At 64.8% G+C, this 26,446-nt stretch carries 23 protein-coding genes and 2 pseudogenes; 17 read left to right on the forward strand and 8 right to left on the reverse strand.

What is annotated here, in order from left to right; translation table 11 throughout:
• Positions 1–126 precede the first annotated feature (126 nt).
• From BMY25_RS09160 to BMY25_RS09180, 5 genes are all read left to right on the forward strand, one after another.
• The gene (locus BMY25_RS09160) at positions 127–1,107 is read left to right on the forward strand and encodes a LacI family DNA-binding transcriptional regulator (RefSeq protein ID WP_238858238.1); all 981 of its coding nucleotides are present in this window, start codon (positions 127–129) and stop codon (positions 1,105–1,107) included.
• A 131-nt stretch (positions 1,108–1,238) separates the two neighbouring features.
• Positions 1,239–2,456: an ABC transporter substrate-binding protein gene (locus tag BMY25_RS09165; RefSeq protein WP_238858239.1), complete on the forward strand. Its 1,218-nt coding sequence runs from the start codon at positions 1,239–1,241 to the stop codon at positions 2,454–2,456.
• A gap of 6 nt (positions 2,457–2,462) precedes the next feature.
• Entirely contained in the window at positions 2,463–3,467 is a 1,005-nt protein-coding gene (locus BMY25_RS09170; RefSeq protein ID WP_092496331.1) for a carbohydrate ABC transporter permease, read from the forward strand.
• Positions 3,464–4,327, forward strand: coding sequence for a carbohydrate ABC transporter permease (locus tag BMY25_RS09175; protein ID WP_092496332.1), 864 nt, complete (start codon positions 3,464–3,466; stop codon positions 4,325–4,327). The genes BMY25_RS09170 and BMY25_RS09175 overlap by 4 nt, the downstream gene beginning before the upstream one ends.
• Before the next feature lie 42 nt (positions 4,328–4,369).
• The gene (locus BMY25_RS09180; RefSeq protein ID WP_238858240.1) at positions 4,370–6,424 is read left to right on the forward strand and encodes an alpha-amylase family protein; all 2,055 of its coding nucleotides are present in this window, start codon (positions 4,370–4,372) and stop codon (positions 6,422–6,424) included.
• A gap of 320 nt (positions 6,425–6,744) precedes the next feature.
• Here BMY25_RS09180 and BMY25_RS09185 read toward each other — a convergent pair whose 3' ends face one another.
• The 3 genes and pseudogenes from BMY25_RS09185 to BMY25_RS21120 all read right to left on the reverse strand — a co-directional run.
• Complete coding sequence (locus tag BMY25_RS09185) at positions 6,745–7,740, reverse strand: MBL fold metallo-hydrolase (RefSeq protein ID WP_092496334.1); 996 nt, start codon at positions 7,738–7,740, stop codon at positions 6,745–6,747.
• Between the two features lie 125 nt (positions 7,741–7,865).
• A pseudogene (locus tag BMY25_RS09190) lies at positions 7,866–7,979 on the reverse strand (tautomerase family protein); the annotation flags it as partial.
• A 21-nt stretch (positions 7,980–8,000) separates the two neighbouring features.
• Positions 8,001–8,542, reverse strand: a pseudogene (locus BMY25_RS21120) (SDR family NAD(P)-dependent oxidoreductase); the annotation flags it as partial.
• A 22-nt stretch (positions 8,543–8,564) separates the two neighbouring features.
• Here BMY25_RS21120 and BMY25_RS21125 point away from each other — a divergent pair.
• From BMY25_RS21125 to BMY25_RS09245, 10 genes are all read left to right on the forward strand, one after another.
• The gene (locus BMY25_RS21125) at positions 8,565–9,014 is read left to right on the forward strand and encodes a class I SAM-dependent methyltransferase (protein ID WP_428976949.1); all 450 of its coding nucleotides are present in this window, start codon (positions 8,565–8,567) and stop codon (positions 9,012–9,014) included.
• A gap of 114 nt (positions 9,015–9,128) precedes the next feature.
• Positions 9,129–10,535 (forward strand): MATE family efflux transporter, encoded by a 1,407-nt coding sequence (locus tag BMY25_RS09205; RefSeq protein WP_177176795.1) that lies wholly within the window; start codon positions 9,129–9,131, stop codon positions 10,533–10,535.
• A 172-nt stretch (positions 10,536–10,707) separates the two neighbouring features.
• On the forward strand, positions 10,708–11,661 hold the full coding sequence (panS, locus tag BMY25_RS09210; RefSeq protein ID WP_092496337.1) for a ketopantoate/pantoate/pantothenate transporter PanS: 954 nt from the start codon (positions 10,708–10,710) through the stop codon (positions 11,659–11,661).
• 125 nt (positions 11,662–11,786) lie between these two features.
• The gene (locus BMY25_RS09215; RefSeq protein ID WP_092496338.1) at positions 11,787–12,167 is read left to right on the forward strand and encodes a YkvA family protein; all 381 of its coding nucleotides are present in this window, start codon (positions 11,787–11,789) and stop codon (positions 12,165–12,167) included.
• A gap of 202 nt (positions 12,168–12,369) precedes the next feature.
• Positions 12,370–12,873 carry an invasion associated locus B family protein gene (locus BMY25_RS09220; RefSeq protein ID WP_092496339.1) on the forward strand — a complete coding sequence of 168 codons (504 nt, stop codon included), beginning with the start codon at positions 12,370–12,372 and terminating at the stop codon, positions 12,871–12,873.
• 131 nt (positions 12,874–13,004) lie between these two features.
• Positions 13,005–14,240 carry a dual-specificity RNA methyltransferase RlmN gene (rlmN, locus tag BMY25_RS09225; RefSeq protein ID WP_092496340.1) on the forward strand — a complete coding sequence of 412 codons (1,236 nt, stop codon included), beginning with the start codon at positions 13,005–13,007 and terminating at the stop codon, positions 14,238–14,240.
• A gap of 19 nt (positions 14,241–14,259) precedes the next feature.
• Positions 14,260–14,694 (forward strand): hypothetical protein, encoded by a 435-nt coding sequence (locus BMY25_RS09230; RefSeq protein ID WP_092496341.1) that lies wholly within the window; start codon positions 14,260–14,262, stop codon positions 14,692–14,694.
• Between the two features lie 84 nt (positions 14,695–14,778).
• On the forward strand, positions 14,779–15,375 hold the full coding sequence (locus tag BMY25_RS09235) for a LemA family protein (protein ID WP_092496377.1): 597 nt from the start codon (positions 14,779–14,781) through the stop codon (positions 15,373–15,375).
• 37 nt (positions 15,376–15,412) lie between these two features.
• On the forward strand, positions 15,413–16,228 hold the full coding sequence (locus tag BMY25_RS09240; protein ID WP_092496342.1) for a TPM domain-containing protein: 816 nt from the start codon (positions 15,413–15,415) through the stop codon (positions 16,226–16,228).
• An 18-nt stretch (positions 16,229–16,246) separates the two neighbouring features.
• Positions 16,247–16,876, forward strand: a complete 630-nt coding sequence (locus tag BMY25_RS09245) for a TPM domain-containing protein (protein ID WP_092496343.1) — start codon at positions 16,247–16,249, stop codon at positions 16,874–16,876.
• A 38-nt stretch (positions 16,877–16,914) separates the two neighbouring features.
• Here the strand turns inward: BMY25_RS09245 and purH are convergent, their stop codons facing one another.
• The 4 genes from purH to htpX form a co-directional block, all read right to left on the reverse strand.
• Complete coding sequence (gene purH, locus BMY25_RS09250) at positions 16,915–18,528, reverse strand: bifunctional phosphoribosylaminoimidazolecarboxamide formyltransferase/IMP cyclohydrolase (RefSeq protein ID WP_092496344.1); 1,614 nt, start codon at positions 18,526–18,528, stop codon at positions 16,915–16,917.
• Positions 18,529–18,626: 98 nt separating this feature from the next.
• Entirely contained in the window at positions 18,627–20,219 is a 1,593-nt protein-coding gene (locus BMY25_RS09255) for a heparinase II/III family protein (protein ID WP_177176796.1), read from the reverse strand.
• A gap of 166 nt (positions 20,220–20,385) precedes the next feature.
• Entirely contained in the window at positions 20,386–21,861 is a 1,476-nt protein-coding gene (rsmB, locus tag BMY25_RS09260) for a 16S rRNA (cytosine(967)-C(5))-methyltransferase RsmB (RefSeq protein ID WP_428976950.1), read from the reverse strand.
• Positions 21,858–22,841 (reverse strand): zinc metalloprotease HtpX, encoded by a 984-nt coding sequence (htpX, locus tag BMY25_RS09265; RefSeq protein WP_092496346.1) that lies wholly within the window; start codon positions 22,839–22,841, stop codon positions 21,858–21,860. Before htpX ends, rsmB begins: the two co-directional genes overlap by 4 nt.
• Before the next feature lie 196 nt (positions 22,842–23,037).
• On the opposite strand from htpX, the gene BMY25_RS09270 reads away from it, so the two are divergent.
• Together BMY25_RS09270 and BMY25_RS09275 are read left to right on the forward strand one after the other, a co-directional pair.
• Entirely contained in the window at positions 23,038–23,304 is a 267-nt protein-coding gene (locus BMY25_RS09270) for a DUF1674 domain-containing protein (RefSeq protein WP_092496379.1), read from the forward strand.
• A gap of 305 nt (positions 23,305–23,609) precedes the next feature.
• On the forward strand, positions 23,610–25,013 hold the full coding sequence (locus BMY25_RS09275; protein ID WP_092496347.1) for a Fic family protein: 1,404 nt from the start codon (positions 23,610–23,612) through the stop codon (positions 25,011–25,013).
• Positions 25,014–25,159: 146 nt separating this feature from the next.
• Here the strand turns inward: BMY25_RS09275 and ribB are convergent, their stop codons facing one another.
• Positions 25,160–26,407 carry a 3,4-dihydroxy-2-butanone-4-phosphate synthase gene (gene ribB / locus BMY25_RS09280; RefSeq protein ID WP_092496348.1) on the reverse strand — a complete coding sequence of 416 codons (1,248 nt, stop codon included), beginning with the start codon at positions 26,405–26,407 and terminating at the stop codon, positions 25,160–25,162.
• Between the last annotated feature and the right edge of the window lie 39 nt (positions 26,408–26,446).

A 26,446-nucleotide genomic window follows, 5' to 3' on the forward strand; every position in this document is an offset into this window, starting at 1 on the left:
CCGTAACGGCAGGCTTCTTTATCTATATAGAGATTGCGCTTCAGAGCACCTTTGTAGATGTCAGAGTTTGGGATCAAACTAAACAGTGCGCACCCGCCTCGGGGGCAGGTTCGCAGCCGCCCCACGATGCGCGATGTTGCGAAACGGGCTGGTGTCGGCATCAAGACCGTTTCGCGTGTCGTGAACAAAGAGCCGGGCGTGAGCGACGACACGAAGGCCCACATTCTTTGTGCCATCGCGGACCTTGGGTTCCGTCCCAATATCAGCGCTCGCGATCTGAAACAGGGCAAGACGAAGAGCCTCGGCCTGGTCTGCGAAGATCTCTCCGAGCCCTTTCAGTCGTGCTTGATCCGAGCGGTCGAGGAGGTCGCGATAAAGCACGGCCATATGCTCTTTGTCGCTTCGTCGGCGGGCGATGCGGACCGGGAACAAGAGGCGGTTCAGGCGCTGAGCTCAAGGCAGGTTGGCGGCCTCATCATCACTCCGGCGCGAAGCGACCCCGGCCGTTTGGCTACGGCCCTTCCCAAGGATAGTTCGGTCGTGTTCGTCGACCGCCCTGCTCCTGGGCTGATCGGTGACTGCATTCTGGCGGACAATGCCGGAGGCATCCATGCAGCGGTTCAGCATCTGACGAACCATCGCCACCGCCGGATCGCTTTCATAGGAGACCAGCCAAATCTATTCACTCAAACGGAACGGGTCGATGCCTTCCGCCATGCTTTGCAGGAAAGAGGGCTTCCCGTCGACGACCGGATGATCTCCATGCAACGGCCGGACCCGGTGACCGCCGCCGCCACCCTGACCGATATGCTGAATTTGCGAGACTTTCCGACCGCCATCATCACCGGCAATGCACTGTGCACGTTTGCCGTGCTTCATGGGCTCGCCGGCCAGAAGCGAAGACCCGCTCTGATCGGATTCGATGATTTCGCCATGGCGGACCTGCTCGACCCAGCCGTGACCGTTATCGCCCAGAACGCAGCGAGGATGGGAGAACTCGCGGCGGAACTCTTGTTCAAACGCCTTTCCGGCGCCCACACAGGGTCGCAGACCATAAGGCTTGCGACTCGCCTTATCGTCCGCGGTTCGGGTGAACTCGCCCCCTAACGGCGCGCGAGAGCAGCGAAGCAACGCCGAACACTGCATTCGATCTTCGATCTTGACGATTTCCGCCGACCGTCTAATCTGGGATGACAACGTTGTCATAAGAACAGCGGATGATCCCAGGGAGGAATATCATGAAGATCTCACGCTCTGCCCGAGTGACCCTCGGCGCATCTGTTCTCGCCCTGCTGGCATCATCCAGCGCTGGTTTCACAGCGCCTGTCACACTGCGCTGGGCCATGTCCGCCGATTCGCAGGCCGAGATCGGCGTCTGGCAGCATCTCGCGGATATGGTTCATGCGAAATACCCCGATATCACGGTCACGTTCGAAAGCACGGCATTCTCCGATTACTACAACAAGCTGGTAACCGAGGCGGCGGCCGATGACCTGCCCTGCATTGCCGGGCTTCAGGCCCAACGCATTCCGGATGTGGGATCGATCTTCATCGATCTTTCGTCGAAGCTCGGGTCGGGGCTGAACATCGGGGAATACCAGTCGTCGATCGTCGACGGGCTGAAGCAGGACGGCAAGCAACTGGCGATCCCATACGATCTCGGCCCTTACGTCGTCTATTACAACAAGACGATGTTCAAGGCGGCAGGCCTCGCACTGCCGAAGCCGGGCTGGACCAGCGAGGAGTTCCTGGCTGACGCGAAGAAGCTCACGGCCGATGGCCACCACGGCTTCGTCGCCGATGGCACGCCGGACATGTGGCTCCCCTTCGTCCTGAGCATCGGCGGCGACTACATGAAGGATGGAGCGCCGGACCTCGACAATGCCAAGATGGTTCAGGGGTTCACCTGGGTCACCGATCTCGCGACGAAGGAGAAAGTCGCACCTCAGATTCCGGCGACCGGTGCCTCCAACTACCCGGCCGACCAGTTCCGCAACGGAAACGCGGCAATGTATATCGACGGCCCTTGGCAACTCATCAACGCCAAGCAGAACGTCAAATTCGATATCGGCCTGACGACGGTGCCATCCTTCGGGGGCAAGTCGGTCACCACCATGTCCGGGACCGGCTTCGGCATCACCAAGAGCTGTCAGGATCCCGATGCTGCCTGGAAGGCGATTTCCGTCATCGTCGGGCCGGAGGGGCAGAATTATATCGCCAAGGCGGGTCGCGGCTTTCCTGCCTACAAGGCCGCCCAGACATACTGGTATTCCGTCGCGGACGTGGACGGCGCGAAGGGCGCGATCGATACCGCTCTCGCGACCGTCAACGTCTACAAGACCACGCCGAAGTGGAATCGGATCGCCGCCTTGCTCCAGCAGTACGGCGTGGAAGCCTTCAACGGTTCGAGCAGCCCGCAAGCTGTTCTGACCGAGGTGCAGAACCAGGTCGAATAGCCTTTCATGAGCGCGACCATTCCCCTGACAAAGCACGAAGCTGTTCCCGGTCCGGGAGAGCATGAAGCCGCGGGCGCAACGGAGCATTCCGGGACGCACGCCGGCAACCGGCCGAAAAGATCGTCACGAAAAGGGGGGCGGGGGGGAGAGACCCTTGCCGCTCTCGCGTTTCTTGCGCCGAACCTGGTCGGTTTTCTCTGCTTCACCGTCCTCCCGATCGTCGCATCCCTCGTGCTCAGCTTCTACGAGTGGCCCATCATCGGCACCCCGGTCTTCAAGGGGCTGGGCAACTTCGTCAAGCTGTTCACCCGGGACGTCGTCTTCTGGCGCATCGTCGGCCACACGTTGCACTTTGTCGTGGGCTACCTGATCCTGAACCTCCTGATTTCGATCGGGATCGCCGTCTGGCTGACGGGGCGGGTGCCGGCCAAGGGGTTCTTTCGCTTCGTCTTTTTCCTGCCCGTCCTCAGTCCGATGGTGGCCAACGCCGTCGTCTGGCGGCTGCTGTTTGCCTATCCGGACGGATTGATCGTCGCAGTCTTCCGCATGCTGACAGGATCGCCCGGTCCCAACTGGCTGGGCTCGCCCGACTGGTCCATGTCGGCGCTGATCATCATGTCCGTCTGGGCTGGTTTCGGCTACAACATGATCATCTTCGTCGCCGGCATCGAGGGCATCCCAAAGCCACTCTACGAGGCCGCCCGACTCGACGGCGCCGGACCCTGGGTGCGCTTCCGGCACATCACCCTACCCCTGCTGACACCGAGCATCTTCTTCGCGACGGTGATGACCCTCATCTCCTCGCTCCAGGTTTTCGCACAGCCCTACATCCTGACAGGCGGCGGCCCCGGCTCGTCCACCACCACCATCGTCTACTATCTCTACCAGAACGGCTTCCAGAACTACGAGATGGGCTATGCCTCGGCGATCGCCTGGAGTCTGTTCATCCTGATCATGGGCGTGACAGCCGTGCAGTTCTGGTTCCAGAAAAAGTGGGTGCACTACGAATGAGCCTCGCCGGGACCATGGGGCGACAATGCACGCCCATCCTCCAACGACTGCCTGCCATCGCATCGCAGATCCTTCTCGCCATCACCGCGCTGATCATCCTGACCCCCTTTATCTGGATGGTAAGCACCGCGCTCAAACCTTCCTCGGAGGTGTTCGCCAATCCGCCACGGCTGATCGGATCGAGCATCGAATGGGGCAACTTCTCGAAGGCATGGCACTACCTTCCCTTCGCCCGTTTCATGCTGAACGGGCTGATCGTCTCCGGACTTGGCACTATGGTCGTCGTCGCGACGTCCGCGTCGGCCGCCTATGCCTTCTCCCGTCTCCACTGGCGGGGGCGGGACGGGATCTTCCTGCTTTATCTCGGGACGCTGATGATCCCGCAGGAAGTGCTGGTCGTGCCGATGTTCATGCTGATGCGAAAGCTTGGCTGGGTGAACAGCTACCAGGCGCTGATCATCCCCTGGGCCTTCTCCGCCTTTGGGACCTTCCTGCTGCGCCAGTTCTTCCTGACCCTCCCCCGAGAACTGGAAGAGGCGGCCAAGATCGATGGAGCAGGACGGTGGATCATCTTCTCGCGTATCCTGCTGCCGCTGACCGCTCCAGCACTCGGAACGCTCGCGGTGTTCACCTTCGTCGGCTACTGGAACAGCTTTCTCTGGCCCTTGCTCGTCGTCAGTAACGTCAAGATGGCGACTGTCCCCCTCGGGTTGAACATGTTTCTCGGCCAGACGGGCAATCAGTGGAACATGCTGATGGCCGCCGCGACGATCTCGATCGTGCCGAGCGTGATCATGGTCCTTTGCCTGCAACGCTACCTCGTCTCCGGCATCGCGCTCAGCGGCCTGGGCGGCCGCTGAGCTCGCTCCTCAACTCTCGTTCCGTCTTTTCAGGAGAAGATCATGTCGATCTCGCACGGCGTGCTGCGCCAAATTCATCTCGACTTCCACACCAGCAAGGACATCCCGAAGGTCGGCGAGAGCTTCAATCCCGAGACCTTCGCGCGGACCCTGCAAGAGGCTGACGTCAACTCGATCATCCTCTTCGCCCGCTGCCATCACGGCTATCTCTATTATCCTGGCGACGAGTCGATCCTGGGGCCGGTCCATCCGGGTCTCGATTTCGATCTTCTCGGCCAGCAGCTCGCTGCATGCCGTAAGCTCGGCATCAAGGTCTCGATCTACACCACGGTCCAGTGGGACGTGCTCACCGCTTCGCGGCATCCAGAATGGCGAGTGATGCACGATGACGGGTCGCTGGAAGGGACGCCTCCGTTCGAGGCCGGCTTCTATCGCAAGCTCAGCCTGAGTTCTCCCTATCAGGAAGTCTTCAAGGATCACCTCAAGGATATCCTAAAGCACTTCCAGCCGGACGGCATCTATTTCGATTTCATTCGTCCAGACTGCGACGTGTCGGAATATTCGCAGGAGACGATGCGGGCGCAGGGGCTCGATCCCGCCAAGCGCGAGGATCAGGAGGCGTTCGGCGACTGGAATGCCAACCGCTACGAGATGGAACTGGCGGAATTGGCCCGCAGCATTCAGCCGAACCTCTCGGTCACCTTCAATGGCGGCCATATCGGCATGCGCCATCGCGACGCCGCGCCCGCCTATACGCATTTCGAGCTGGAAACGCTGCCGAGCGGCGGCTGGGGCTACATGTATTTCCCGGTAACGGGACGATATGCCCGCACCCTCGGTCCCGGCGTTGTCGGCACCACGGGCAAGTTCCATTCCACTTGGGGCGATTTCCATTCGCTCAAGAACAAGGCGGCGCTGGAATACGAAGTGTTCAGGATGATCGCCCAGGGTGCGGGCTGCTCTATCGGGGATCAGCTTCATCCGAATGGCGCCCTCGACCCGGACACCTACGAACTGGTCGGCTCGGTTTACAAAGCCGTTCGGGCAAAGGAGCCGTGGCTGGCGAATGCGAAGCCGCTGACCGAGATCGCCGTCTACAACCCGGAAGAACAACTCGGCGGCGGCGTCATGGATCTGCCGAAGGGCATTCAGGGCATGGTCCGGATGCTGGTGGAAGGCGGACACCAGTTCGACCTCGTCGGGTCATGGCATGATCTCGACGCCTATAGGCTCGTGGTTCTGCCGGACTATATCCGTCTCACAGATGAGCAGGCCTCACGGTTGCGGACGTTCATCGCCAACGGGGGCAAGGTCATCGCCTCCTTTGAATCCGGTCTCTCACAGGACGGCAGCGAATTCATCCTGACGGAACTCGGAGTGCGTCTGGATTCCGACGGCCCGCGCGACCTCGCCGGCAAGCTCGTGCGCGGCAAAGTCTTCGAACGGCATGACTACGCTCAATACGTGAAGCCGCGGGAAGCTCTCTCCAAGGACATGAAGCCGGCCGAGCGGCCGATCTACATCCGGGGAACCGACGTTTCAGCCCAACCGGGCTCAACGGTTCTGGCGGATCTCGTCGAACCCTATTTCGACCGGACCTACCAGCACTACATCTCGCATCTGCAGGCGCCCTCGACCGGCCACGTCGGCAAGCCGGCCGTCGTACAGAACGGCTCGGTCATCTACTTCAACAGCCCGATCGCGACGCAGTATGAACAATGCGCTCCGCTCTGGGTGCGGCAACTGTTCCTTAATGCCGTGGACATCCTGCTGCCTGACCCGTTGGTCAGACACGAGGGTCCTAGCACGCTTGAGGTCTCGATTCTTCGCCAGGCCGAAGAGAACCGGGATGTCGTACACCTCTTGCATTACGTGCCGGAACGGCGTGGAGCAGAGTTCGACACCATCGAGGATGTGTTGCCGGTGTTCGGTGTCAAGCTCTCGATCCGGAGTGACCATCCGGTCGAAACGATCACCTTGGAACCGCAACGAGTGCAGCTCCCGTTCGAAGAGCGAGACGGCCGAATTGAAGTCAACGTTCTCAAGGTGCATGGGCATCAAATGCTCTCCCTCAAGCACAAGCAGGAGGGGAGATAGCCCTTTCGGGGGCGACCTTCCTGTAGGATCAGGAGCAAATTCCGAGGCCGAAACAGGGCTGATCACCCATGTTTCGGCTGAGGGTCACGGGTGCTCAGGCCCGATCCCAGCACTGGCGGCGTTGTATTCTCTGGATCGACGTGCTCGCCGACTGGAAATGACTCGGATCCTCGTCGGACACGAAGAACGACCAGGAGCCGTGGTCAGGCGGTGGTTGTTCGGCGCAGCCCGTGAGTGCCGGGTCCGCTTGTGCTTTGAAGCAGCTCCCGAGCGGACCGGCAGCCGGCGGTCGATTGCGCTGATCTTGAGAACCGAGCGGTTCAGGGACCGAACGACGCCTCGCGGTCCCAGACGTCGCCGGGTTCGGCCGCGACGAAGACGTCCGGCGGCAATCCGAGCTTTTGGAGTTCCGCCGCCAGTTCTTCCTTCGGGGCCGTCCGGGCCTCGTCGGTCAGACGGAACGTGCCCCAGTGCACGCCGAAGGCGCGGCGGGCGCCGCAATCCGCCATGATGCGCACGGCCTCGGCCGGATCGACGTGCTGGTCCTTCATGAACCAGCGCGGCGCATAGGCGCCGATCGGGATCACGGCGAAGTCGATGTCGGGAAAGCGCGCGCCCACCTCGCGGAAGATTTCGCCGTCGCCATATCCGGTATCGCCGACGACATAGACGGTGCCGGCGGGCGACCGGATGACATAGCCGCCCCAGAGCGCCATGCGGCGATCGCCGAGGCTGCGCGCGGACCAGTGGTTCGCCGGCTGCAGGCAGGCCGTGATATCCGCTCCGAGGTCGAGCGACTGGCCCCAGTCCAGCGTATCCACCCGGATTTCCGGCGCCTTCCCGGCGATGACGGCATCGTTGCCGAGCGGCGCGACGAAGCGGGGGCGATGCGCCTGCTGAAGTCGCTTCAGTGTGTCGATGTCTAGATGGTCGTAATGATCGTGCGTGAGGAGCACCGCATGGATCGGCGGCAGGTCCTCGAAGCGGATGCCGGGCGCATTGACGCGGCGCGGACCCGCCCAGCGAACGGGACTGACGCGCTCCGACCAGACGGGATCGACCAGGAGGTTCCGGCCGGCCAGCTGGATCAGCACGGAGGCATGCCCAACCATGGTGACGCGGAGCCCGGCCACCTGGGGTTCCGGAACGGTCGTGCGCACCGGCGGCGCTTCTGTCCAGGGCTGCCGACCGCCTTCAAAGCGCCAGCGAAGGAGGTCCTTGAGGCCGCGGTCCGTGTTGGGATGCCGGGGATTGAAGAAGCGGCCGTCGTCGAAATGGTCCGACGGAGGGCCCTGATAGTACTTGTTCGCTGGCATCTGTTCCCTTGTCGGCAATTGGCCGGGCCGGTCGCGCCGGCACGCGCGATCTGCGTCGCCGGTCGCCGCTTTCCTTCCATGAAGGATGCCGGACGACCAAGCGCAAGGGGACGCCCCGCTTCTCGTCACCCCTTTGCGCGGTATTCGTCGGGAATGACGAAGACCTCGTCGGCCCGGGCATAGCCGCCGTCGGGGATCTCCTCGATCAGCACCATGGTATGCGGCCGCGCATTCTCTGCTCCTGTTGCTCTCTATTGATTTCAGGTCGCCGGATGGAGCAGGCCGGCGATCCCGATCCGCTCCAGGAGCTGCGCGCGGACACGGTCGGTCATGCCGTTGACGATTTTGGCGCCGTCCTCGGAGGGATCGACATGGATGCGGAAGGGGCTGCTTCCCGTGCGGAGGTCGACGGACCCTTGCGATCGCCTCCGCTACCTCCGCCGGATCGGCATAGGCGGGCTCCAGCGCCGCGAGGCCCCGCGACGCCTGGGCGCCCACGCCGGCATGAGGCCCGACCAGTAGAGTCCCGCGCGCTTCGGGCATCGCCGGGATGGCCGGCGTTGGCGAAATGCTCGGTGCCCTTCGTGACGGCGCCCGGCACCACGATCGTGGTCTCGATGCCGAAGCGGGCGAGTTCCAGCGCATAGCTCTGGGCGAGTGCATCCATGCCGCCCTTCGCCGCGAAATATGGCGCCGGGAAAGGCGGCCTGCCGCCGCGCGCGCTGCTGGAGCCGACCCACACCGTCTGCGCCGCGCGAAGAGAGCGCATATGCGGCAGCGCGGCGCGGTTTACCCGCTGCGTTCCCGCCGCTTCGCTCGATGCGGTGATCTGCGCGCAATCCTTCCACTGGTTCGCCTCGGCCGAGGCTCTGGCGGAGATCCGTCGCGTGCTCGTGCCGGACGGCGTGCTCGGCCTGATCTGGAACGTTCGTGACGAAAACGTGCCCTGGGTGGCGTCGCTGTCGGACATCACCGACCCGTTCGAGGCCGGCACGCCGCTACCGGACGAGCACGTGGCGGCGGGTCTTCCCGGCCCGGGCTTCACGGCCATCGGCGAGCGGTTCGTGCGTCATGCGCATGTCGGCAGCCCCGAGCAGGTGATCGTGGACCGCACGCTTTCCGTCAGCTTCATCGCCGCCCTCCATGACGAGCAGCGCCAGGAGGTAGCCCGCCGCCTCCGCGCGCTTGTCGGCGTCCCGCCCGGACTGTCCAGGCGGGACGAGGTCGCCTTTCCCTGCGAGACGGCGATGTTCGCCTATCGCAAGACAGGCTGAGCACCGGAGCCACGACGCTCCCAGCTGGCGCGGCTTTTCGATTTGAGGCAATGATCCCCGCGATCTGCTTCGGCCGGCATGCGGTTCGAGATCTTCACTGGCTTGAGACTGGCTTTGATCGCAATCGACAAGAGCGTGGCGAAAGGCTTCCGGGCCGAGACCCGGGCGATCCTTGGCCTCGCCTTCCCGCTGGCGCTGAGCAACATCGCGCCCTTCGGCTTCCTGGTCGTCAATCTCGGCTTCCTCGGCCGCCAGAGCGCCACGGCGCTCGCTTCCGGCGCGCTCGCCTATGGGCTCTTCACGCTGAGCCTCAGCCTGCTCGCGGGGCTGGATTCCGCCGCTATGGCGATGATCGCCACTGCGCGGGGCGAGCGTTTCCGCATCTTCAGCGCGGTTCGCGGCACGATGCACCAGGCCGTCCTCTGCAGCCTTGTCTCCTGCGCGCTGATCTGGAGCGTGCTGTGGTGGTGCGAGCCGATCCTCATCCGCTTCGGACAGGAGCCGCATATCGCCGCCGGCGCGGGCGAGACGACCCGCACGTTGATGTGGGCGCTCCTGCCCTATACGCTGTTCAAGATGATGCGGGCGTTTCTCGGCGCGCATGGACGGCAGCGCTGGCCGCTTTTCGTGGTGGTCGGCGGCGTGCTGCTGAACGGCTGCCTCGGCTATGTGCTCATCGACGGCCCGGCCCATCTCGGCCTGCGCGGCGCGGGGCTTGCCACGCTGAGCGCCTCCACCGTGATGGCCGGCGCGCTCGCGCTGGTTCTGGTCCTCGATCCGCGCATGCGGCGCTATGCGATGTTCCGGCGCTGGAGCGCGCCGGACCGGCGAAGCATCGGCGATCTTCTGGGCCTCAGCATTCCGATCTCGATGACGATGCTTCTGGAAAACGGCGTCTTCTATGCCGCGATGATCTCGGCCGGGCTCTTCGGCGAGGCGCAGCTTGCGGCCCATTCCATCACGATGCAGATGGTGTCGCTCGCCTTCAAGGTGCCGGTCGGGTTGGGGCAAGCGGCGACGATCCGGGTGGCGCATGCGCGGGGCGCGATGAATTTCGCCGCCGCCGAGCGGGCGGGGCGCACCACCTTCGTCCTCACCATCTGCTTCGCGCTGATCGTGGCGAGCCTGATGCTGCTCGCCCCCACCTGGCTGATCGGCTTCTTCATCGACACGTCAGATCCCGCTTCGGCCGCCGTCGTTTCCTACGGAAGACACTTCCTGTTCTTCGCCGGGATCTTCGAAGTGTCCGACGCCGTGCAGGGCGGCATGGCGGGCGTGTTGCGAGGCTATCGCGACGCCAAGATCCCGATGCTGCTGGCTGCCCTCGGCTACTGGGTGCTCGGGCTGCCGACCGGTCTGGTGCTGGCGGGGCCCTTCGGACTGCAGGGCCTCGGCATCTGGGCCGGGCTGGCCGTCGGGCTCACCGCCGTCGCGCTGATGATGGTGCTGCGCTGGAAGCACCTGACCGCGCTCTTCCGCGTCCCGGCCCTGGCCGCGCGCGCTTCCGTTCCCGCAGGTTGACGCGAGCCGGGCGGCGGTTTCTCGACGGCTCCCCGCAGCGAAATTGTGGCCCGTCCGCCACGGCGAGGCGCTCGCCGCCTGGTTGCGACGGTTTGGCCGCAATCGCTGCTTGTTGCCTGGTGGGATCGCGGATAGGCGGATTGTCACGCAACCATAATAAACGGAAACGCCCGTGCTCTCCTCCGTGACCCGCCTGTTCCCGCTCTGGGCCCTGATCGTCGCCGTCGCCGCCTTCTTCGCGCCGGGCGCTTTCAGCGGCATCGGCCCCTACGTCACCTATCTCCTGGCGATCATCATGTTCGCCATGGGCGTGACGCTCACCTTCGACGATTTCCGTCGCGTCCTCGTCCGCCCGGCGCCCGTCATCGCCGGCGTGGTGCTGCATTATATCGTCATGCCGCTGGCGGCGTGGGCGCTGGCCAAGGTCTTCGGCATGGAGCCGGACCTCGCCACGGGCATGATCCTGGTCGGCAGCGTCGCCAGCGGCACGGCCTCCAACGTGATGATCTACCTGGCCAAGGGCGACGTGGCGCTGTCCATCTCCATCAGCGCGCTGTCCACCATCGTCGGCGTGGTGGCGACGCCGTTCCTGACGCGGCTCTATGTCGACGCGGATATCGCGGTCGATGTCGGCGGCCTGCTGCTCAGCATCGTGGAAATCGTGGCCGTCCCGGTCGTCCTGGGACTGATCGTCAACCAGATCCTGCGCCGCTTCGTGCGGACCGTCGAGCCGGCCCTGCCGCTGATCTCCATGGTCGCCATCCTCGCGATCATCGCGGCGGTGGTCGCCGGCAGCCATGCCAATATCGCCAATGTGGGCCCGCTGGTGCTGCTCGCGGTCGTCCTGCACAACGGTATCGGCCTGCTCAGCGGCTATTGGGGCGGCCGTCTCCTCGGCTTCGACGAGGCGGTCTGCCGCACGCTGGCGCTGGAAGTCGGCATGCAGAATTCCGGCCTCGCGGCGACGCTGGGCAAGATCTACTTCTCGCCGCTGGCCGCGCTCCCCGGCGCGATCTTCTCCGTCTGGCACAACCTTTCGGGTTCGCTGCTCGCCGGCTTCTGGGCCGGGCGCCCGACGCAGAAGCGCAGCGACGCGCCGCGCGAGACGCTCGACATCGTGCACTGAGCGACGGACGAGGCGGGCTCCACCCGCTTGAGCCGGAACACGGAGGGCGCGCCGGCAACGGCGCGCCCTTCTTGCATCTCTTGTGCGCGGGCACGTTCTTTCCCAAATGAGGCTGGGAGGTGCGCATGGTCAAACGGATTGCCGATATCGAAATCCTCGGACCCGAGGACGCGGAGAAAAAGGAAGCCAGCATCAAGGCCCGTTTCTGGCCGACGGTGAAGAAGGCGCTGCGGCAGATCCCGTTCATGGACGAGGTCGTTGCCGCCTATTACGCGATGCTCGATCCCGCCACTCCGATGCGCTCGCGGCTGATCATCATCGGCGCGCTCGCCTATTTCGTCTCGCCCTTCGACGTGATCCCGGATTTCATCGTCGGCCTGGGTTTCCTGGACGACGCCTCGGTGCTGGCAGCCGCCCTGGCCACGGTGCGTTCGTCGATCACCGACGAGCACAGGCAGGCGGCGCGCGAGGCGCTGAAGGGCGAGGACGCGAAACCCAAGTCCTGAGCGGCGGCAAGGCCGGGTCCGCGATCACCGGATCGTCACCGGCCGCCGGAGACCCCGCCCAACTATGGCCGCGTTTGGACTCCAGCCAAATCGGCAAAGCGTTTATGGTTTGGTAACCATGTTCGCCCAGTTTCCGCCACAGTGACGACGCCGGCCCGCCGAGGGTCGGCACCCCCCTGAACAGGATGGACCAGCCTCACCCATGATGTACCGGACACTTCTGATCGGCGCCCTCTCGCTCTTCTCGGCAACCGCGGCTTTTGCTCAGACGCCGACCTCGCTCGGCACCTTCAACGACTGGACGGCATGGACCTATGCCGGCAAGAAGGGCAAGGTCTGCTACGTCCATGCGGTGCCGAAGACCAAGGCGCCGGACGGGCTGAACCACGGCGACGTTTCCTTCTTCATCCGCCGCAGCCCGGCCGACAAAATCCAGAGCGAATCGAACTTCGTGGTGGGTTATCCCTTCAAGGAGAACTCCACGGTCACCGCCGATATCGACGGCAAGAAGTTCACCATGTTCACCCAGGGCGACAGCGCCTGGCTGCTGAACGCCGGCGAGGAGCCGCAGCTCGTCGCCGGCATGAAGGCAGGCAAGAAGCTCATCATGAGCGGGCAGTCCGGCCGCGGCAACCCAACGACCTACACGTTCTCGCTGTCCGGCCTCACCGCCGCGCTGAGCAAGATCAACGGCGAGTGCAAGTAGCCATCGTCGCCCTCTGCCGAGGGCGGTGCTGGTACTCCGCGCGCCGCGACCCTATCTAGGGGGTTGAACGGACCGTCTCCTCGAAAGACGGTCCGTTTCGTTGCGACGCCTTCTCTGGTAAAAGGCCTGCCATGACCGCCCTCGCCATCGTCCCCGAAACGTCCGTCGCGCCCGCGCGCCCCTCCCTCATACCGGCCCTCACGGCGGAAAAGCCGTCGCTGATCGGGTTGTCGCGCGAGGAGCTCGGGCAGGCGCTGGTGGAAGCCGGCATTCCGGAAAAGCAGGTGCGGATGCGCTCCGCGCAGATCTGGCACTGGCTCTATGTGCGCGGCGCGACCGATTTCGGCGCCATGAGCAACATGTCCAAGGCGCTGCGCGAAACGCTTGCGGAGCGCTTCGCGCTGGCACGGCCGGAGATCGTGACGGAGCAGATTTCCGTCGATGGCACCCGCAAGTGGCTGTTGCGCTTTCCCCCGCGCGGCGCCGGTCGCCCGGTCGAGGTGGAAACCGTCTACATTCCCGAGGAAGGCCGCGGCACGCTTTGCGTATCCAGTCAGGTCGGCTGCACGCTCACCTGCTCCTTTTGCCATACCGGCACGCAGAAGCTCGTCCGCAACCTGACGCCGGAAGAAATCATCGGCCAGGTGCTGCTCGCCCGCGACCGGCTGGGCGACTTCCCGGATGCCGCGACGCCCGCCGGCGCCATTGTTCCGGGCGAAGGCCGTCTCGTCTCCAACATCGTCATGATGGGCATGGGCGAGCCGCTCTACAATTTCGACAACGTGAAGACGGCGCTCCATATCGCCGCCGACGGCGAGGGGCTGGCCCTCTCGCGCCGCCGCATCACGCTGTCCACTTCCGGCGTCGTGCCGATGATCCAGCGTGCCGGCGAGGAGATCGGCTCCATGCTGGCGATCTCGCTGCACGCGGTGCGCGACGAGCTGCGCGACGAGTTGGTGCCGATCAACAAGAAATATCCCATCGCCGAGCTGCTGGACGCCTGCCGCGCCTATCCGGGCCTCTCCAACGCCAAGCGCATCACCTTCGAATACGTGATGCTGAAGGGCGTCAACGACTCGCTCTCCGACGCGCGCGAGCTGGTGCGGCTGCTCAAAGGCATCCCCGCCAAGATCAACCTGATCCCGTTCAATCCGTGGCCTGGCTCCGCCTACGAGTGCTCGGACTGGGAGCAGATCGAGACCTTCTCCGACGTGGTGAATCGCGCCGGCTACGCATCGCCGATCCGCACGCCTCGCGGGCGCGATATCTTCGCCGCGTGCGGCCAGCTCAAGTCCGCTTCCGAGCGGATGCGCAAGGTCGATCGCGAGGCGGCAAGCGTCGTCGGCGGGGTGGCGGCCGCGCTCTAGCTCCCGTCGTTTCCGTCTCGTGGTCACCGTTCTCCGGATCGTCTTTCTCCTGCCGCTGGGCTTCGTCGTGGCCTGCCTGGCGGGGGCGGTGTTCCTGGTCGTGGCGGTGCTGCATGGCAGCGTCGACGATGTCGGCGCCTATACCAGCGAATATGGCGGCCAGCTTTTGCTGCTGACCCTCGGGCTCGCGGCCAGCATCGGCTGGCTTGCCGCCGTGCCTTCCCTCATCGGCGCGCTGCTCGGCGAGATCTTCGCGTGGCGCTCGGTGCTCTTCTACCTCGTCTACGGAGGCCTGACGGGCCTCGTCTCGGAACTGGCCATCCGCTCGCCGGAAGCGGCTGCCGCGCAGGTCCATATCTTCGTCGGGGCCGGTTGCGTCGGCGGCCTCTTCTACTGGATCGTCGCTGGATCGACGGCCGGAGCCGGCCGTGTAAAGCGGGTATCGAAGACCTGAACCGTCTTTCACGGGAACGAACAGGCGCTTCCCGGCCTTGTAAGCCGGATAACCGACGCCACCTTGCTTCCGACGGAGGATTTCATGCGCCTGAAGCTTTTCACCCGCCTGTCTGCCATCTTTGTGGCGGTCGTCCTGATCGCCGGTTGCGGCATCAACAACGTGCCGACCTATGAGGAGCAGGCCAAGGCCGCGTGGAGCGAGGTGCAGAACCAGTACCAGCGCCGCGCCGACCTGATCCCCAACCTCGTCGCCACCGTGCAGGGCTATGCCAAGCAGGAGCGCGAGGTGCTGACGCAGGTGACCGAGGCGCGCGCCAAGGCGACGCAGATGACGCTGCCGCCGGACATTCTCACCAATCCGGAAGCCTTCAAGAACTACCAGCAGGTGCAGGGCCAGCTCGGGGCGGCGCTGTCGCGGCTTCTCTCGATCACCGAGAACTACCCCGACTTGAAGTCGAACCAGAACTTCCTCGCCCTGCAGTCGCAGCTGGAAGGCACGGAAAACCGCATCGCCGTGGCGCGGCGCGACTACATCGCCGCCGTGCAGAAGTACAATACGGAGCTGCGCACCATTCCCGGGCGCTGGATCGCCGCGATCTTCTATTCCGGCGCGCAGCCCATGCAGAACTTCACCGCGGACGAGAAGGCGGCCCAGGCGCCGCAGGTGAAGTTCGACTGAACTCGGGGATGGTCCCGGCAGCCAGCACGAGGGCAGCATGATCAAGCGGTTCGTTCCTGACCCGGTGCCGATTCGTTCCGCGCTGGCGGTGCTCGTCGCCGGTCTGCTCCTCGCGTTCGGCCCCGCCGGGATCGGCCGCGCGGCGCCGACTTTCCCGCCGCTGACGGGCCGCGTCGTCGATGCCGCCAACATCCTCCCGCCGCAGCAGGCGACCGAGATCGACGGGATGCTGGCCGATCTGGAGGCGAAGAACGGCGATCAGCTCGTGGTCGCGACGGTGCCTTCCCTGGGCGGCGAGACGATCGAGGAATATGGCGTCGATCTCGGTCGTGCCTGGGGCATCGGCCAGAAGGACAAGAACAACGGCGCGATCCTGCTGGTCGCGCCCAACGAGCGGAAGGTCCGCATCGAGGTCGGCTACGGCCTGGAAGGCGACCTGACCGATGCGATGACCAGCGTCATCATCAATTCCTCCATCCTGCCCCGCTTCAAGGCCGGAGACATGGCCGGCGGCATTCGGCGCGGCACCGAGGACATCGTCTCCGTGCTGGGCGGCAATGGCGAGGCGATCAAGGAGCAGGCGCGAAGGGCGGCCCCGGTCCAGGCGAAGGATTCCGTCGGCTCCGGCATCGTGACGCTGATCTTCTGGCTGTTTATCTTCTTCTTCGTCATCCGCCCGATGTTCTTCGGCGGCCGCAGGCGCCGTCGCGGCGGCTTTCTGCCATGGATCATCCCGATGGGCGGCGGCTGGGGTGGCGGTCGCGGAGGTGGCTGGTCCGGTGGTGGCGGGGGCGGTGGGTTTTCCGGCGGTGGCGGCTCCTTCGGGGGCGGCGGCTCCTCGGGAAGCTGGTAATTCCGTGAGGACAGGACCATGAGCACGAAACGCGCATACCTTGACGAGGCGGATCACGCCAGGATTGCCGCGGCCGTGCAGCAGGCGGAAGCCCACACGGCTGGCGAGATCTTCACCATTCTTGCCCATGAGAGCGACAGCTATCGGCTCGTGCCGCTGCTCTGGGCCGCCCTGGTCTCGCTCGTGGGGGGCTTCGCGACCGCCATTCTCTGGCCTGGAATGGCGGCCGGCTCTCTCGCCCTGGGACAGGCGGTCGTCTTCGTCATCCTTGCGGGGCTCGGCTTCATCGGGCCTCTCCGCATGCATCTTGTGCCGCATTACCAGAAAAGCGAGCGGGCGCACCGCAACGCCATGGCCCAGTTCCTTGCGCAGGGCCTGCAACTGACCGAGGACCGGACGGGGGTCCTGATCTTCGTGTCGCTGGCCGAGCGCTATGCGGAGATCGTGGCGGACAAGAACATCAACGAGCAGGTGGATGCGGGCGTCTGGGACGAGATCCTGGATGCGCTGATCACCGAGGTGCGGAGCGGGGCGATCACCGATGGCTTCGTTCACGCGATCGAAAGCTGCGGGACGGTGCTGGCGCAGCATTTCCCGCGCCAGCCCGACGATGTGAACGAACTGCCCGACCGGCTGGTCGAGCTCTAGCCCGCTCTTCCGCCGCCGGGCATGCTCGTGCTCTCGCCCTAGTGGCGGAAGTGGCGCATGCCGGTGAAGACCATGGCGATGCCGGCCTCGTTGGCTGCATCGATGACCTCCTGGTCGCGCATGGAGCCGCCCGGCTGGATCACCGCCGTGGCTCCCGCTTCCACCGCCGCCAGCAGTCCGTCGGCGAAGGGGAAGAACGCGTCGGAGGCGACCACCGCGCCCTTGGCCAGCGATTCCCCGAGGCCCGCCGTGCTGGATGCCTCGGCGGCCTTGATCGCGGCGATGCGCGAGGAGTCCACCCGGCTCATCTGGCCAGCGCCGACACCCACCGTCGCGCCATCCTTGGCATAGACGATGGCGTTCGACTTCACATGCTTGGCGACGCGGAAGGCGAAGAGGAGGTCCGCCGTTTCCCCCACGGTCGGCGCGCGCCGGGTGACGACGCGGAGATGGCCGCCGCCGATACGGCCATTGTCGCGGCTCTGCACCAGAAGGCCGCCGCCGACGCTGCGCACCGTGAGGCCGGGCGCAGCCGGATCGGCCAGCGCGCCGGTTAGGAGCAGGCGGAGGTTCGGCTTCTTCTTGAACAGCTCGATCGCATCGTCATCGGCGCTTGGCGCGACCACGACCTCGGTGAAGATCTCCGTGATCGCCTGCGCAGCTTCAGCATCGAGATGACCGTTCAGCGCGACGATGCCACCGAAGGCGGAGACCGGATCGCAGCGGAGCGCCTTGCGATAGGCCTCGACGAGGCTGGAACCGGTGCCGACGCCGCAGGGGTTGGCGTGCTTGATGATCGCGACTGCGGGGCCTTCTTCCGGGTCGAACTCGCTGGCGAGCTCGAAGGCCGCATCGGCATCGTTGATATTGTTGAAGGAGAGCGACTTGCCCTGCACGCGACGCGCCGTGGCGACGGAGGGGCGTGTGTCGCCGGTGAGATAGAGGCCGGCCTGCTGGTGCGGGTTCTCGCCGTAGCGGAGGCTTTCCGCCAGCTTGCCGGCAACGGAGAAGCGCTCCGGCATGCCGTCGCCGAGTTCGCGCTGATACCAGCCGGAGACGGCGGAATCATAGGCGGCGGTACGGGCGAAAGCCTTGGCGGCGAGCGTGCGGCGGGTCGGGCGCGTCACGCCGCCCGCGTCGATCTCGGCCAGTACCGTGGCGTAATCGGCGGGGTCGGTCAGCACCGTCACGTATTCCGCGTTCTTCGCCCCGGCGCGGATCATGGCGGGGCCGCCGATGTCGATGTTCTCCACTGCCGTGAACGCGTCCGCGCCGGAAGCGACCGTCTCCTCGAAGGGGTAGAGGTTGACGACGAGGCAGTCGATGCCGGTGATGCCATGCTCCTGCATCGCCGCCTGATGGCCTTCGTCGTCGCGCACCGCGAGAAGCCCACCGTGGATCCTGGGATGCAGCGTCTTCACGCGGCCGTCCATCATCTCCGGCATGCCGGTGACGGCGCTGACCTCGGTGACGGGAATGCCGGCCTTGCGGAACAGCGCCAGCGTGCCACCGGTGGAGACGAGTTCAACCCCACGCTCGACCAGCGCCCGCGCGAGGTCCTCGATGCCGGTCTTGTCGGAAACGGAGATCAAGGCGCGGCGGATCGCCGTGCGCTCGGGACCGGGGCGGTGGGAAACGGCGGAGACGCTCATGGATCGCCTTTAAACTGCAAGCGGGGAGGAAAGGGCTCCCGCGCGCACTAGCACGGCCGGGCCACCGCGCAAAGCATCAGTGGCCGGAGCGTGACGCTCTATTCGTCGATGCGGGCCAACCGCCACTTCACCGCGGGCGCGGCGCCGGTTTCCGCCGCGATCACGATCTGCGTCGTCGGTCGGCTCGGGAAGACGTCGGAGAACTCGATGCTCTCTTCCAGTTCCAGCGGGTAATTCGCCGAGAATCGCCAGCGCGTCCCGTCAGGCGTCGCGAGTTCCATCGCGTCCTCGTCCTGCTCCAGCGTGGCGACGATGTCGTGGTGCAGATGGAAGCGGAGCTCGAAGATCCGGATCTGCGCATCGGCCGGCCCGGCGAACTGGTCGGTGCCTTCCAGCATCGCGCCGTCGGCTGCCAGCCGCAGCCCGCGCCGGTGAATGAGCCCGAAGCGCTTGACGTAGCCGTCATGGCTGAGATGCAGGGCGGTGCGGTTCTCCTTCCCGCCCTCGCGCTTGGAGGTCACGACCTTGGGACCCGAAACGATGCGGGCGTCCGCCGTCGGGCCGGCGAACTCGCTGGAGGATTCGTCGGCGAGAACGGCCGTGCAATGGGCAGCCGTCAGCCGCGCGGCGCGGCGAAGCGCCAGGTGGCGGGCACTCGGCGCGCCGCAATTGATGAAGATCCGCTGGTTGCGGCTGGAGAATTCGAAGGAGAGCGTTCCCGCATGCGCCTCGGTGCTGAAAGGCGGCAGCGGCGGTGCGCCGGCATCGACCAGCAGCAGGCTTTCCCCATGCTGCACCCGCTCGAAGCCGGAATAGGAAGCGGTGGAGATCGGCATCCCCAGCGTCTCGTCATAGGAGAGCACGGTCGCCACGAGATCGCGCGACGAGGACGAGGCGCCGTTGAAATGCGCGAACGCGCCGTCGCCGTGCCGGAAGAAACGCAGCATCGGCATCATGCGGTCGATGGAACCGATCAGGAGTTCGGATGGCAGCTCGCCGCGGGCGATCAGCGCCTGCCTGAGCGGCAACAGGTCGATCAGCGCCTGCACGAGGATCGCGGGATTGCGCGAGATATGCCCGCCATCCGGCAGGATCTGCTTCTTGAGTTCCTGATCCAGCCGGTCGAGCCCGGCGCGGGCGAGCCGCGCCTGCCCGGACAGCGAGATGCCGGTCATGGCGATCGCGATCGCCGCCTGCAGGCGCGGCAGGCCGGGCTTGGCCGTGCCGATCCGCGTGCGCAGGAACACGGCATGGCGCACCAGCGTCTGCACGAAGCGGCGATAGACCTCGTGGTCCGCGCCGTCGAGGATCAGCCGCGACTGCGCGAGGAACGACAGCGTGCGCTGCGCGGTGATATCGGTGTCCCAGACGATGGGCGCGCCGCGACGATAGATGCGGATCCAGTCCTCGGTGATCGCCCGGGCGTTGGAGCGGGCGAGCGGCGTGTCGGCCGCCTTCAGATGGCGAAGCCAGCGGAAGGAATGCAGCTCGCGCAGCCAATCCTCCGACGGCGGCTCGATCTCGAAGGGGGATGCGCCCGCCGTCTCCACCGCCCGCCCGGCAAAAACGAAGCGGCCGGCATAGATGTCCAGCGCCAGCACGGGATCGGCGGTGCGCAGATCGGGGGGTGCGATGAGGAGCTGCGAGCCGCCGCTGCGGCCGGGCCGGAGATGCCCCAGGCCTTCAACCACGCCGCCGACCGGCACGAAGCGGCCCGCTCGTTGGAGAGCAAACCGAAACCGTTCACCCGGCGCGAATGTTGACATGGATCGCGGGTAACCCTGTTCGCGGAGATTGGCAAGAAAAAGGCCGGCGCGGGCGCCGGCCCTCAACAGATCTGATCGGGAGCGGCCGTTCTCAGCCCTGGCGGACGAAACGGGCGGCGAAGAAGCCATCCATGCCGGGCTCCGCGTTGGCCGTGCCCGCATCGTGGCAGGGCAGGGTGCGGAGCGTGCCGGAACCGGTGACGACGTGGGCGAGGCCGCCCACTTCCGCCGGGAGCACCGGCTCCAGCCGGAACTCAGGATGAGCGCGCAGGAACGGCTCGATATGCGCCTCGCCCTCCTGCGGCTCCAGCGAGCAGGTGCAGAAGACGAGCCGGCCGCCGGGCTTCACCCAGCCCGCCACGCGGTCCAGCATCTTCGCCTGCAGCGCGGAAAGGGTTGCCACGTCCTCCGGCGTCTTCAGCCAGGCGACGTCGGGATGGCGGCGGATCGTGCCCGTTGCCGAGCAGGGCGCATCGAGGAGGATTGCGTCGAACGGCGCTTCCGGCTCGTAGGCCAGCACGTCGGCGGCTTTCAGCGTGGCGGAAAGGCCGAGGCGGTCGAGGTTCTGCGCCAGCCGCTTCAGCCGGTTTTCGGAAAGATCGATCGCCGTGACGTCGGCGCCGGCCGCCGCGAGCTCCGCCGTCTTGCCGCCGGGCGCGGCGCAGAGATCGGCGACATGCAGCCCCGCGACATCGCCGAGGAGGCGCGCGGGAAGGGCGGCGGCTGCGTCCTGCACCCACCAGTCGCCCTCGGCGAAGCCCGGCAGCAGCGAGACGCGCCGCGTTTCGGCAAGGCGGACCGTGCCGGTGGAGAGCACCACGCCTTCCACGGCGGCGGCGACCGCTTCGGCGTCGCGCTTGGGCGTCAGGTCGAGGCCCGGCTGTTGCGCGTGCGCGGTGGCGATCGCGGTCGCGGTGTCCTCGCCGTAAGCTTCGGTCCAGCTGGCGAAGAGCCAGTCCGGCGTGTTCAGCCGCGCGGCATCCGTGCGGCCGGCCAGAAGCTCGCGCTCGCGGGCGATGCGGCGGAGCACGCCGTTGACCAGTCCGCGCGCGTCGCGGGTACGCCGGTTTTCGGCGGCGACCGTGACGGCGATGCTGACGGCGGCATGGTCCGGCACGTCGAGAAACAGGATCTGCGCCGCGCCGACCATGAGCAGGATGCGGAGCGCCTCGGCATTGGCGGGCAGCTTGTGCTCGATGCAGCGGTCGAGCGCCGCTTCCAGCTCGCCGCGATGGCGCAGCACCGCGCCGACGATGGCGCGCACCAGCGCCCGGTCGCGCGCGTCGAGATCGCGGAAATGCGGAATGCCGTGATGCTCGTCCAGGAGCGCATCGAGCGGCACGCGCTTTTCCAGCACGCGCTCGAGGATCGAGGCCGCCGTCTTGCGGCTGGCGAGTCCTTCGCGACCGCGGCGCGGCATGTCGGCCTTGTCAGCGCGCGGCCCCGGCCGAACATCAGCTCGGGAATCAGGTCGGGAATCGGGGCGCTGCTGCGCGTCCGCGCCCTTGGCCGGGCGCTTGCGGCTGCCTTCGCGGCGGCCGGGCTTCTGTTCCACGGGATCGCTCATCCCCAGGGCCCGCGATGGGCGGAAGTGCCATTCGACGACTGGCCCGAACGCGCCCCCGAACGAGACCAGGGGCCGGAAAAGGAGCCGCCCTGATCGAGGGGAGCCTTTGGCGAAACGGGCGCGGCCGCAAAGCCGCCTTCGCCCGCCATCTGCCGGAGGGCCTCGACGCGGTTCGCCGTGGCGGGGTGGGTGGAAAAGAGATTGTCCATCCGCGCTCCGGACAGGGGATTGATGATAAAAAGATGCGCCGTCGCCGGGTTACCTTCCGCCGACGCCATCGGCGTCCGTCGGGCCGCGTTGTCGATCTTTTGCAGCGCGGATGCAAGCCACAGCGGATTGCCGCAGATTTCCGCGCCGCCCCGGTCGGCGGCATATTCGCGCGAACGGCTGACGGCCATCTGCACCACCATGGCGGCGAGCGGCGCGGTGATTGCTGCCAGCAGCACGCCGACGGTGCCCAGCGGATTGTTGCGGCTGTCGCGCGAACCGCCGAAGAAGAAAGCGAAATTGGCGAGCATGGAGATCGCGCCGGCGAGCGTCGCGGTGATCGTCATGGTCAGCGTATCGCGGTGGCGGATGTGGGCCAGTTCATGCGCGATGACGCCGGCCAGTTCCTCGCGCGGAAGCTGCGCGGTGATGCCCGTCGTGGCGGCGACCGCCGCGTGCTCCGGGTCGCGCCCGGTGGCGAAGGCGTTGGGCTGATGATCATCGATCAGGTAGACCCGCGGCATCGGCATGCCCGCGCGGCCCGCGAGTTCGGCCACGAGGCCATGGAGACCGGGTGCGGTGCGGGCGTCGACCTCGGTGGCATTGTGCATGCGCAGCACGAGCTTGTCGGCGTTCCAGTAGCTGAACACGTTCATCGCGGCGGCAACCAGAAAGGCGATGCCCATGCCGCCGGTTCCGCCGATGAGATAGCCGGCTCCGGTGAAGATGGCGGTCATCGCCGCCAGGAGCACCGTCGTCTTCAGTGAGTTCAAGCCGTTCTCCTTGCCGCCTTGCCTTTGGGTGCGGCCCTTCCAACATCGGCCCCGAACATTATGATGGGCCCGGATATTATGATGGGAAAGCCGGAGACGGCGTTCAACGGCGATGCGACCCGCAACCGGGCAGGCCGGCGTTCACGCGGACCCCGGCGACGAACGCCGGATGCAGGCAGAAACCAGGAGTGACGGCATGACGGACGAAACGGCAAAGGCAGGCGCACCGGCGGCCCAAAGCGCGGCAGGCGGCACGGGAGCGAACGCAGGAGCAGGCGAGACCGCGCAGCGCACCCTTTCCCCGGAAGCCCAGCGCGCACTGGCCGAGGCGGCCGAACGCCGAACAGCCGAGCAACGCCCCACTGAGGAAGCCGACCGCCCCCGCGAGATCAACGGCCGCGAAGGCCCGGAGCCGGTGCGTTTCGGCGATTGGGAGATCAAGGGTAGAGCGAGCGATTTCTAGAGGGCACACTGTTACACGGGAGGCATAACCCACCCACAGACAAGAAGCAGGACCTGGGAGCCTTTCGAGATCAATTAACCTTCCATCCCCCCGACAACTAACCCACTCTTTTCGTGCTAGATCGAAGCGTTTGCCCGCTAAGCAAAATAGCTGAAGGCGAGGTTCACGCTGAATAGCGGCGGCTCACAGATCGCAAAGTTCTATTCTATAAACCAAGCTCGGCCATCAAGCACTGATCCGCTCTGGTAGCGACAGGGAGCTTATCAGGAGCTGATAAGAAATCGGACAATCGATTGGAGGTTTTTATGGTCTACGTTGATCAGATCCAGCTCCCACAAGACATACAGTTCTCTCCAGAGACCTTGAACTTATTGGATGAGGTTCAGTCCGCAATCGCTGAAATAAGTTCGATAAGGCCGTTTGATCCGGAGGTAAACAGTAGAATTTCGACGGAATTTCTCCCCGATAGAGTTACTGCAAGTCTTAACATAGAAGGTATTTCGGTATCTAGGCGTCAGACTCTTCTGATGATGGACGCGATGACGCTCTCTGAGAATTCGTCGAAGGCCGAGCAAGAAGTATATAATGCACTAAAGGCAGACGAATTTGTTTTTGACTTGGCTTTAAGCGGCCAGTCGCTGACATCCAGCGCGGTAAGGGAGATAAATCGCATTCTCCAAGACAGAGTTCTTAAAACGGCAGGAACTTACCGTCAGCAAAACGTCGAGATCACTGGAGCGGCGTTTCAGCCTCCAGATCATACGAGTGTCCCTCAACTGATATCTGACCTTGTCGACGCATATTGCAGTATCGGCAATGTGCATCCGGTCCTGAAAGCCGCTTGGCTTCATGCCTCATTCACGCATATCCATCCATTTGAAGACGGAAATGGTAGAACCGGTCGTCTACTACAGGACTTATCTCTTCTGTATGACGGCTACTATCCAACCGGAATCCCTTCACATCGTCGAGATGATTACTATGACGCACTTGAGTGCGCAGATTCCGGAGATTGGAACCAGATATGTCAGATGATCTGCGAGTTCGAGCTCACGGTACTCTCTAAGGTGCAAGCGATCTACAATGAGGTCAGAAGCAGGGGTGAATTCATCACTGCTCTGGCAAAAAGGGCCAAGGAAACAAGAACAGGAGCGCTTCACAAGCAATACGTTGTTTGGAAGCAAAGAATGCATAACTTTACAAATCAAATAGTGGCCACTTGCGATGACGTAAATCGTAGCAGCGATATATTGTTCGTTAGAACTGATCAGCATGAAATAATTGACTTCCCGACGTGGCAGGAAATTTCGGAGAAAGGAAGGCGAAGCAAAACGTGGGTACTGAATCAGACGTGGTTTTCAGAGGGGCAACCCTTCTACAAATCGATTCTATATTTTCGTCGGCACGAATTCAGACCTGATGATGTATTTAGTAGAGATCAACTTTATGGAAAGGTCTCTCTGTTTCTGACTGGGGGGGAGCCAGAGGATGGATATCGGTTCGATTTCAACCGGTTCGCCGACCGTGACATAAGATTCCGTGAGTTGCTCCTAGTTGATGGCGGGCTTCATGTTTTTAGAAGTACTCGTAAGTTCAGAGTGGGACGGTTCGGAGAAGAGGAAATCTGGCAATGTGATGATGAGTTAGACTCGTCGAAGGTAGTCCAGGAGATTGTCGAGGACATCTTCCGGAGAAAACTTGGATTGTAGTAAGATATGATCGATCGCACTCCTTCCTTTCATCTCTTTAGATGTGATCGTTCTGGGGCGATCCGCTTCCGACGTCCTCTGTGACTTCTGCAGCGTACCCGCATACCGGGACAATGCGTGTTGCAATGTAGCAAGCGCGCCTTCCCTCAAGCCGCCTCCGTTCCCTGCACATGCAGCGCGTGGCCGAGTTTCTCGCGCTTGGTGGCGAGGTAGCGGGCGTTGTGGGGGTTGGCGGCGATTTCCAGGGGGACCGTTTCCACCACCTGGAGGCCGTAGCGCTCCAGCGCTTCCGCCTTGCGCGGGTTGTTGCTGAGCAGGCGCAGCCGCGTGATGCCCAGCGCCTTCAGGATCTGCGCCGCCATGCCGTAGTCGCGAAGATCGTCGGCGAAGCCCAGATCGTGGTTCGCTTCCACCGTGTCGCGGCCATGATCCTGCAGCGCATAGGCGCGGATCTTGTTGGCCAGCCCGATGCCGCGTCCCTCCTGCCCGCGCATGTAGAGAAGCGCGCCGGAAGACGCTTCCGAGATCATCCGCATGGAATGGCGAAGCTGCTCGCCGCAATCGCAGCGCATGGAGCCCAGCGCGTCGCCGGTCAGGCACTCCGAATGCACGCGCACCAGCGGCGCTTCGCCTGAGCCGTCGGCCGGGGCGGCGAGGGACCCCCCAGGAGGAGCGTTGACGAGCGCCAGATGCTCCTGCCCGTCGATGCGGCTGCGGAAAGCATGCGTCCGCATGGCTTCGTCGGTGTAGAGCGAGGGCAGGCGGGTCTGCGCGACGTCGTCCACCAGAATGTCGTGCTGCATGCGGTAGGCGGCGATCTCGGCGATGGAGAGCATGGGCAGGCCGTGCCTGGTCGCAAAGTTTTCCAGCTCCGCGCCGTGGGACATCTCGCCGTTCTCGCCGACGACTTCGCAGATCACGGCGGCAGGGCGCAGGCCGGCAAGGCGCATCAGGTCGACCGCGCCCTCGGTGTGGCCATCGCGGGCAAGCACGCCGCCATCTTCGGCGCGCAGCGGAAAGACGTGGCCGGGCGAGACCACGTCGCCGAGCTTGGCGTCCGGCGCGGTGGCGGCCTCGATCGTGCGGGCGCGGTCAAAGGCGGAAATGCCGGTGGTGATGCCGGTGCGCGCCTCGATGGAAACGGTGAAGGCGGTCTTGCGGGAGGCGAGGTTGCGGGCGACCATCGGCGCGAGGCCCAGGAGATCGATCTGCTCGCCCGTCATCGGCACGCACATCAGGCCGCGGGCATGGGTGATCATGAAGTTCACCGCCTGCGGCGTGGCAAATTCGGCGGCGACGACGATGTCGCCCTCGTTCTCGCGGCTCTCGTCGTCGGTCAGCAGGATCATCCCGCCGTTCTTCAGGTGCTCAAGGGCTCTCGTGATGCGTGACATGGCAATTCCCGTGGTCTGTGCCGGCGCTGACGCTGCCGG

The organism is Faunimonas pinastri (assembly GCF_900110915.1).
Classification (GTDB): Bacteria; Pseudomonadota; Alphaproteobacteria; order Rhizobiales; family Afifellaceae; genus Faunimonas; species Faunimonas pinastri.

Coding starts and splice junctions, on each gene's coding strand:
- rsmB (WP_428976950.1), bottom strand. CDS start 21,861: ATGAGCGATCCCGTGGAACAGAAGCCCGGCCGCCGCGAAGGCAGCCGC.
- purH (WP_092496344.1), bottom strand. CDS start 18,528: ATGAGCGTCTCCGCCGTTTCCCACCGCCCCGGTCCCGAGCGCACGGCG.
- BMY25_RS09175 (WP_092496332.1), top strand. CDS start 3,464: ATGAGCCTCGCCGGGACCATGGGGCGACAATGCACGCCCATCCTCCAA.
- BMY25_RS09185 (WP_092496334.1), bottom strand. CDS start 7,740: ATGCCAGCGAACAAGTACTATCAGGGCCCTCCGTCGGACCATTTCGAC.
- BMY25_RS09275 (WP_092496347.1), top strand. CDS start 23,610: ATGGTCTACGTTGATCAGATCCAGCTCCCACAAGACATACAGTTCTCT.
- BMY25_RS09240 (WP_092496342.1), top strand. CDS start 15,413: ATGATCAAGCGGTTCGTTCCTGACCCGGTGCCGATTCGTTCCGCGCTG.
- rlmN (WP_092496340.1), top strand. CDS start 13,005: ATGACCGCCCTCGCCATCGTCCCCGAAACGTCCGTCGCGCCCGCGCGC.
- BMY25_RS09170 (WP_092496331.1), top strand. CDS start 2,463: ATGAGCGCGACCATTCCCCTGACAAAGCACGAAGCTGTTCCCGGTCCG.
- ribB (WP_092496348.1), bottom strand. CDS start 26,407: ATGTCACGCATCACGAGAGCCCTTGAGCACCTGAAGAACGGCGGGATG.
- BMY25_RS09235 (WP_092496377.1), top strand. CDS start 14,779: ATGCGCCTGAAGCTTTTCACCCGCCTGTCTGCCATCTTTGTGGCGGTC.
- BMY25_RS09220 (WP_092496339.1), top strand. CDS start 12,370: ATGATGTACCGGACACTTCTGATCGGCGCCCTCTCGCTCTTCTCGGCA.
- BMY25_RS09180 (WP_238858240.1), top strand. CDS start 4,370: ATGTCGATCTCGCACGGCGTGCTGCGCCAAATTCATCTCGACTTCCAC.
- BMY25_RS09215 (WP_092496338.1), top strand. CDS start 11,787: ATGGTCAAACGGATTGCCGATATCGAAATCCTCGGACCCGAGGACGCG.
- BMY25_RS09270 (WP_092496379.1), top strand. CDS start 23,038: ATGACGGACGAAACGGCAAAGGCAGGCGCACCGGCGGCCCAAAGCGCG.
- BMY25_RS09245 (WP_092496343.1), top strand. CDS start 16,247: ATGAGCACGAAACGCGCATACCTTGACGAGGCGGATCACGCCAGGATT.
- BMY25_RS09165 (WP_238858239.1), top strand. CDS start 1,239: ATGAAGATCTCACGCTCTGCCCGAGTGACCCTCGGCGCATCTGTTCTC.
- BMY25_RS09160 (WP_238858238.1), top strand. CDS start 127: ATGCGCGATGTTGCGAAACGGGCTGGTGTCGGCATCAAGACCGTTTCG.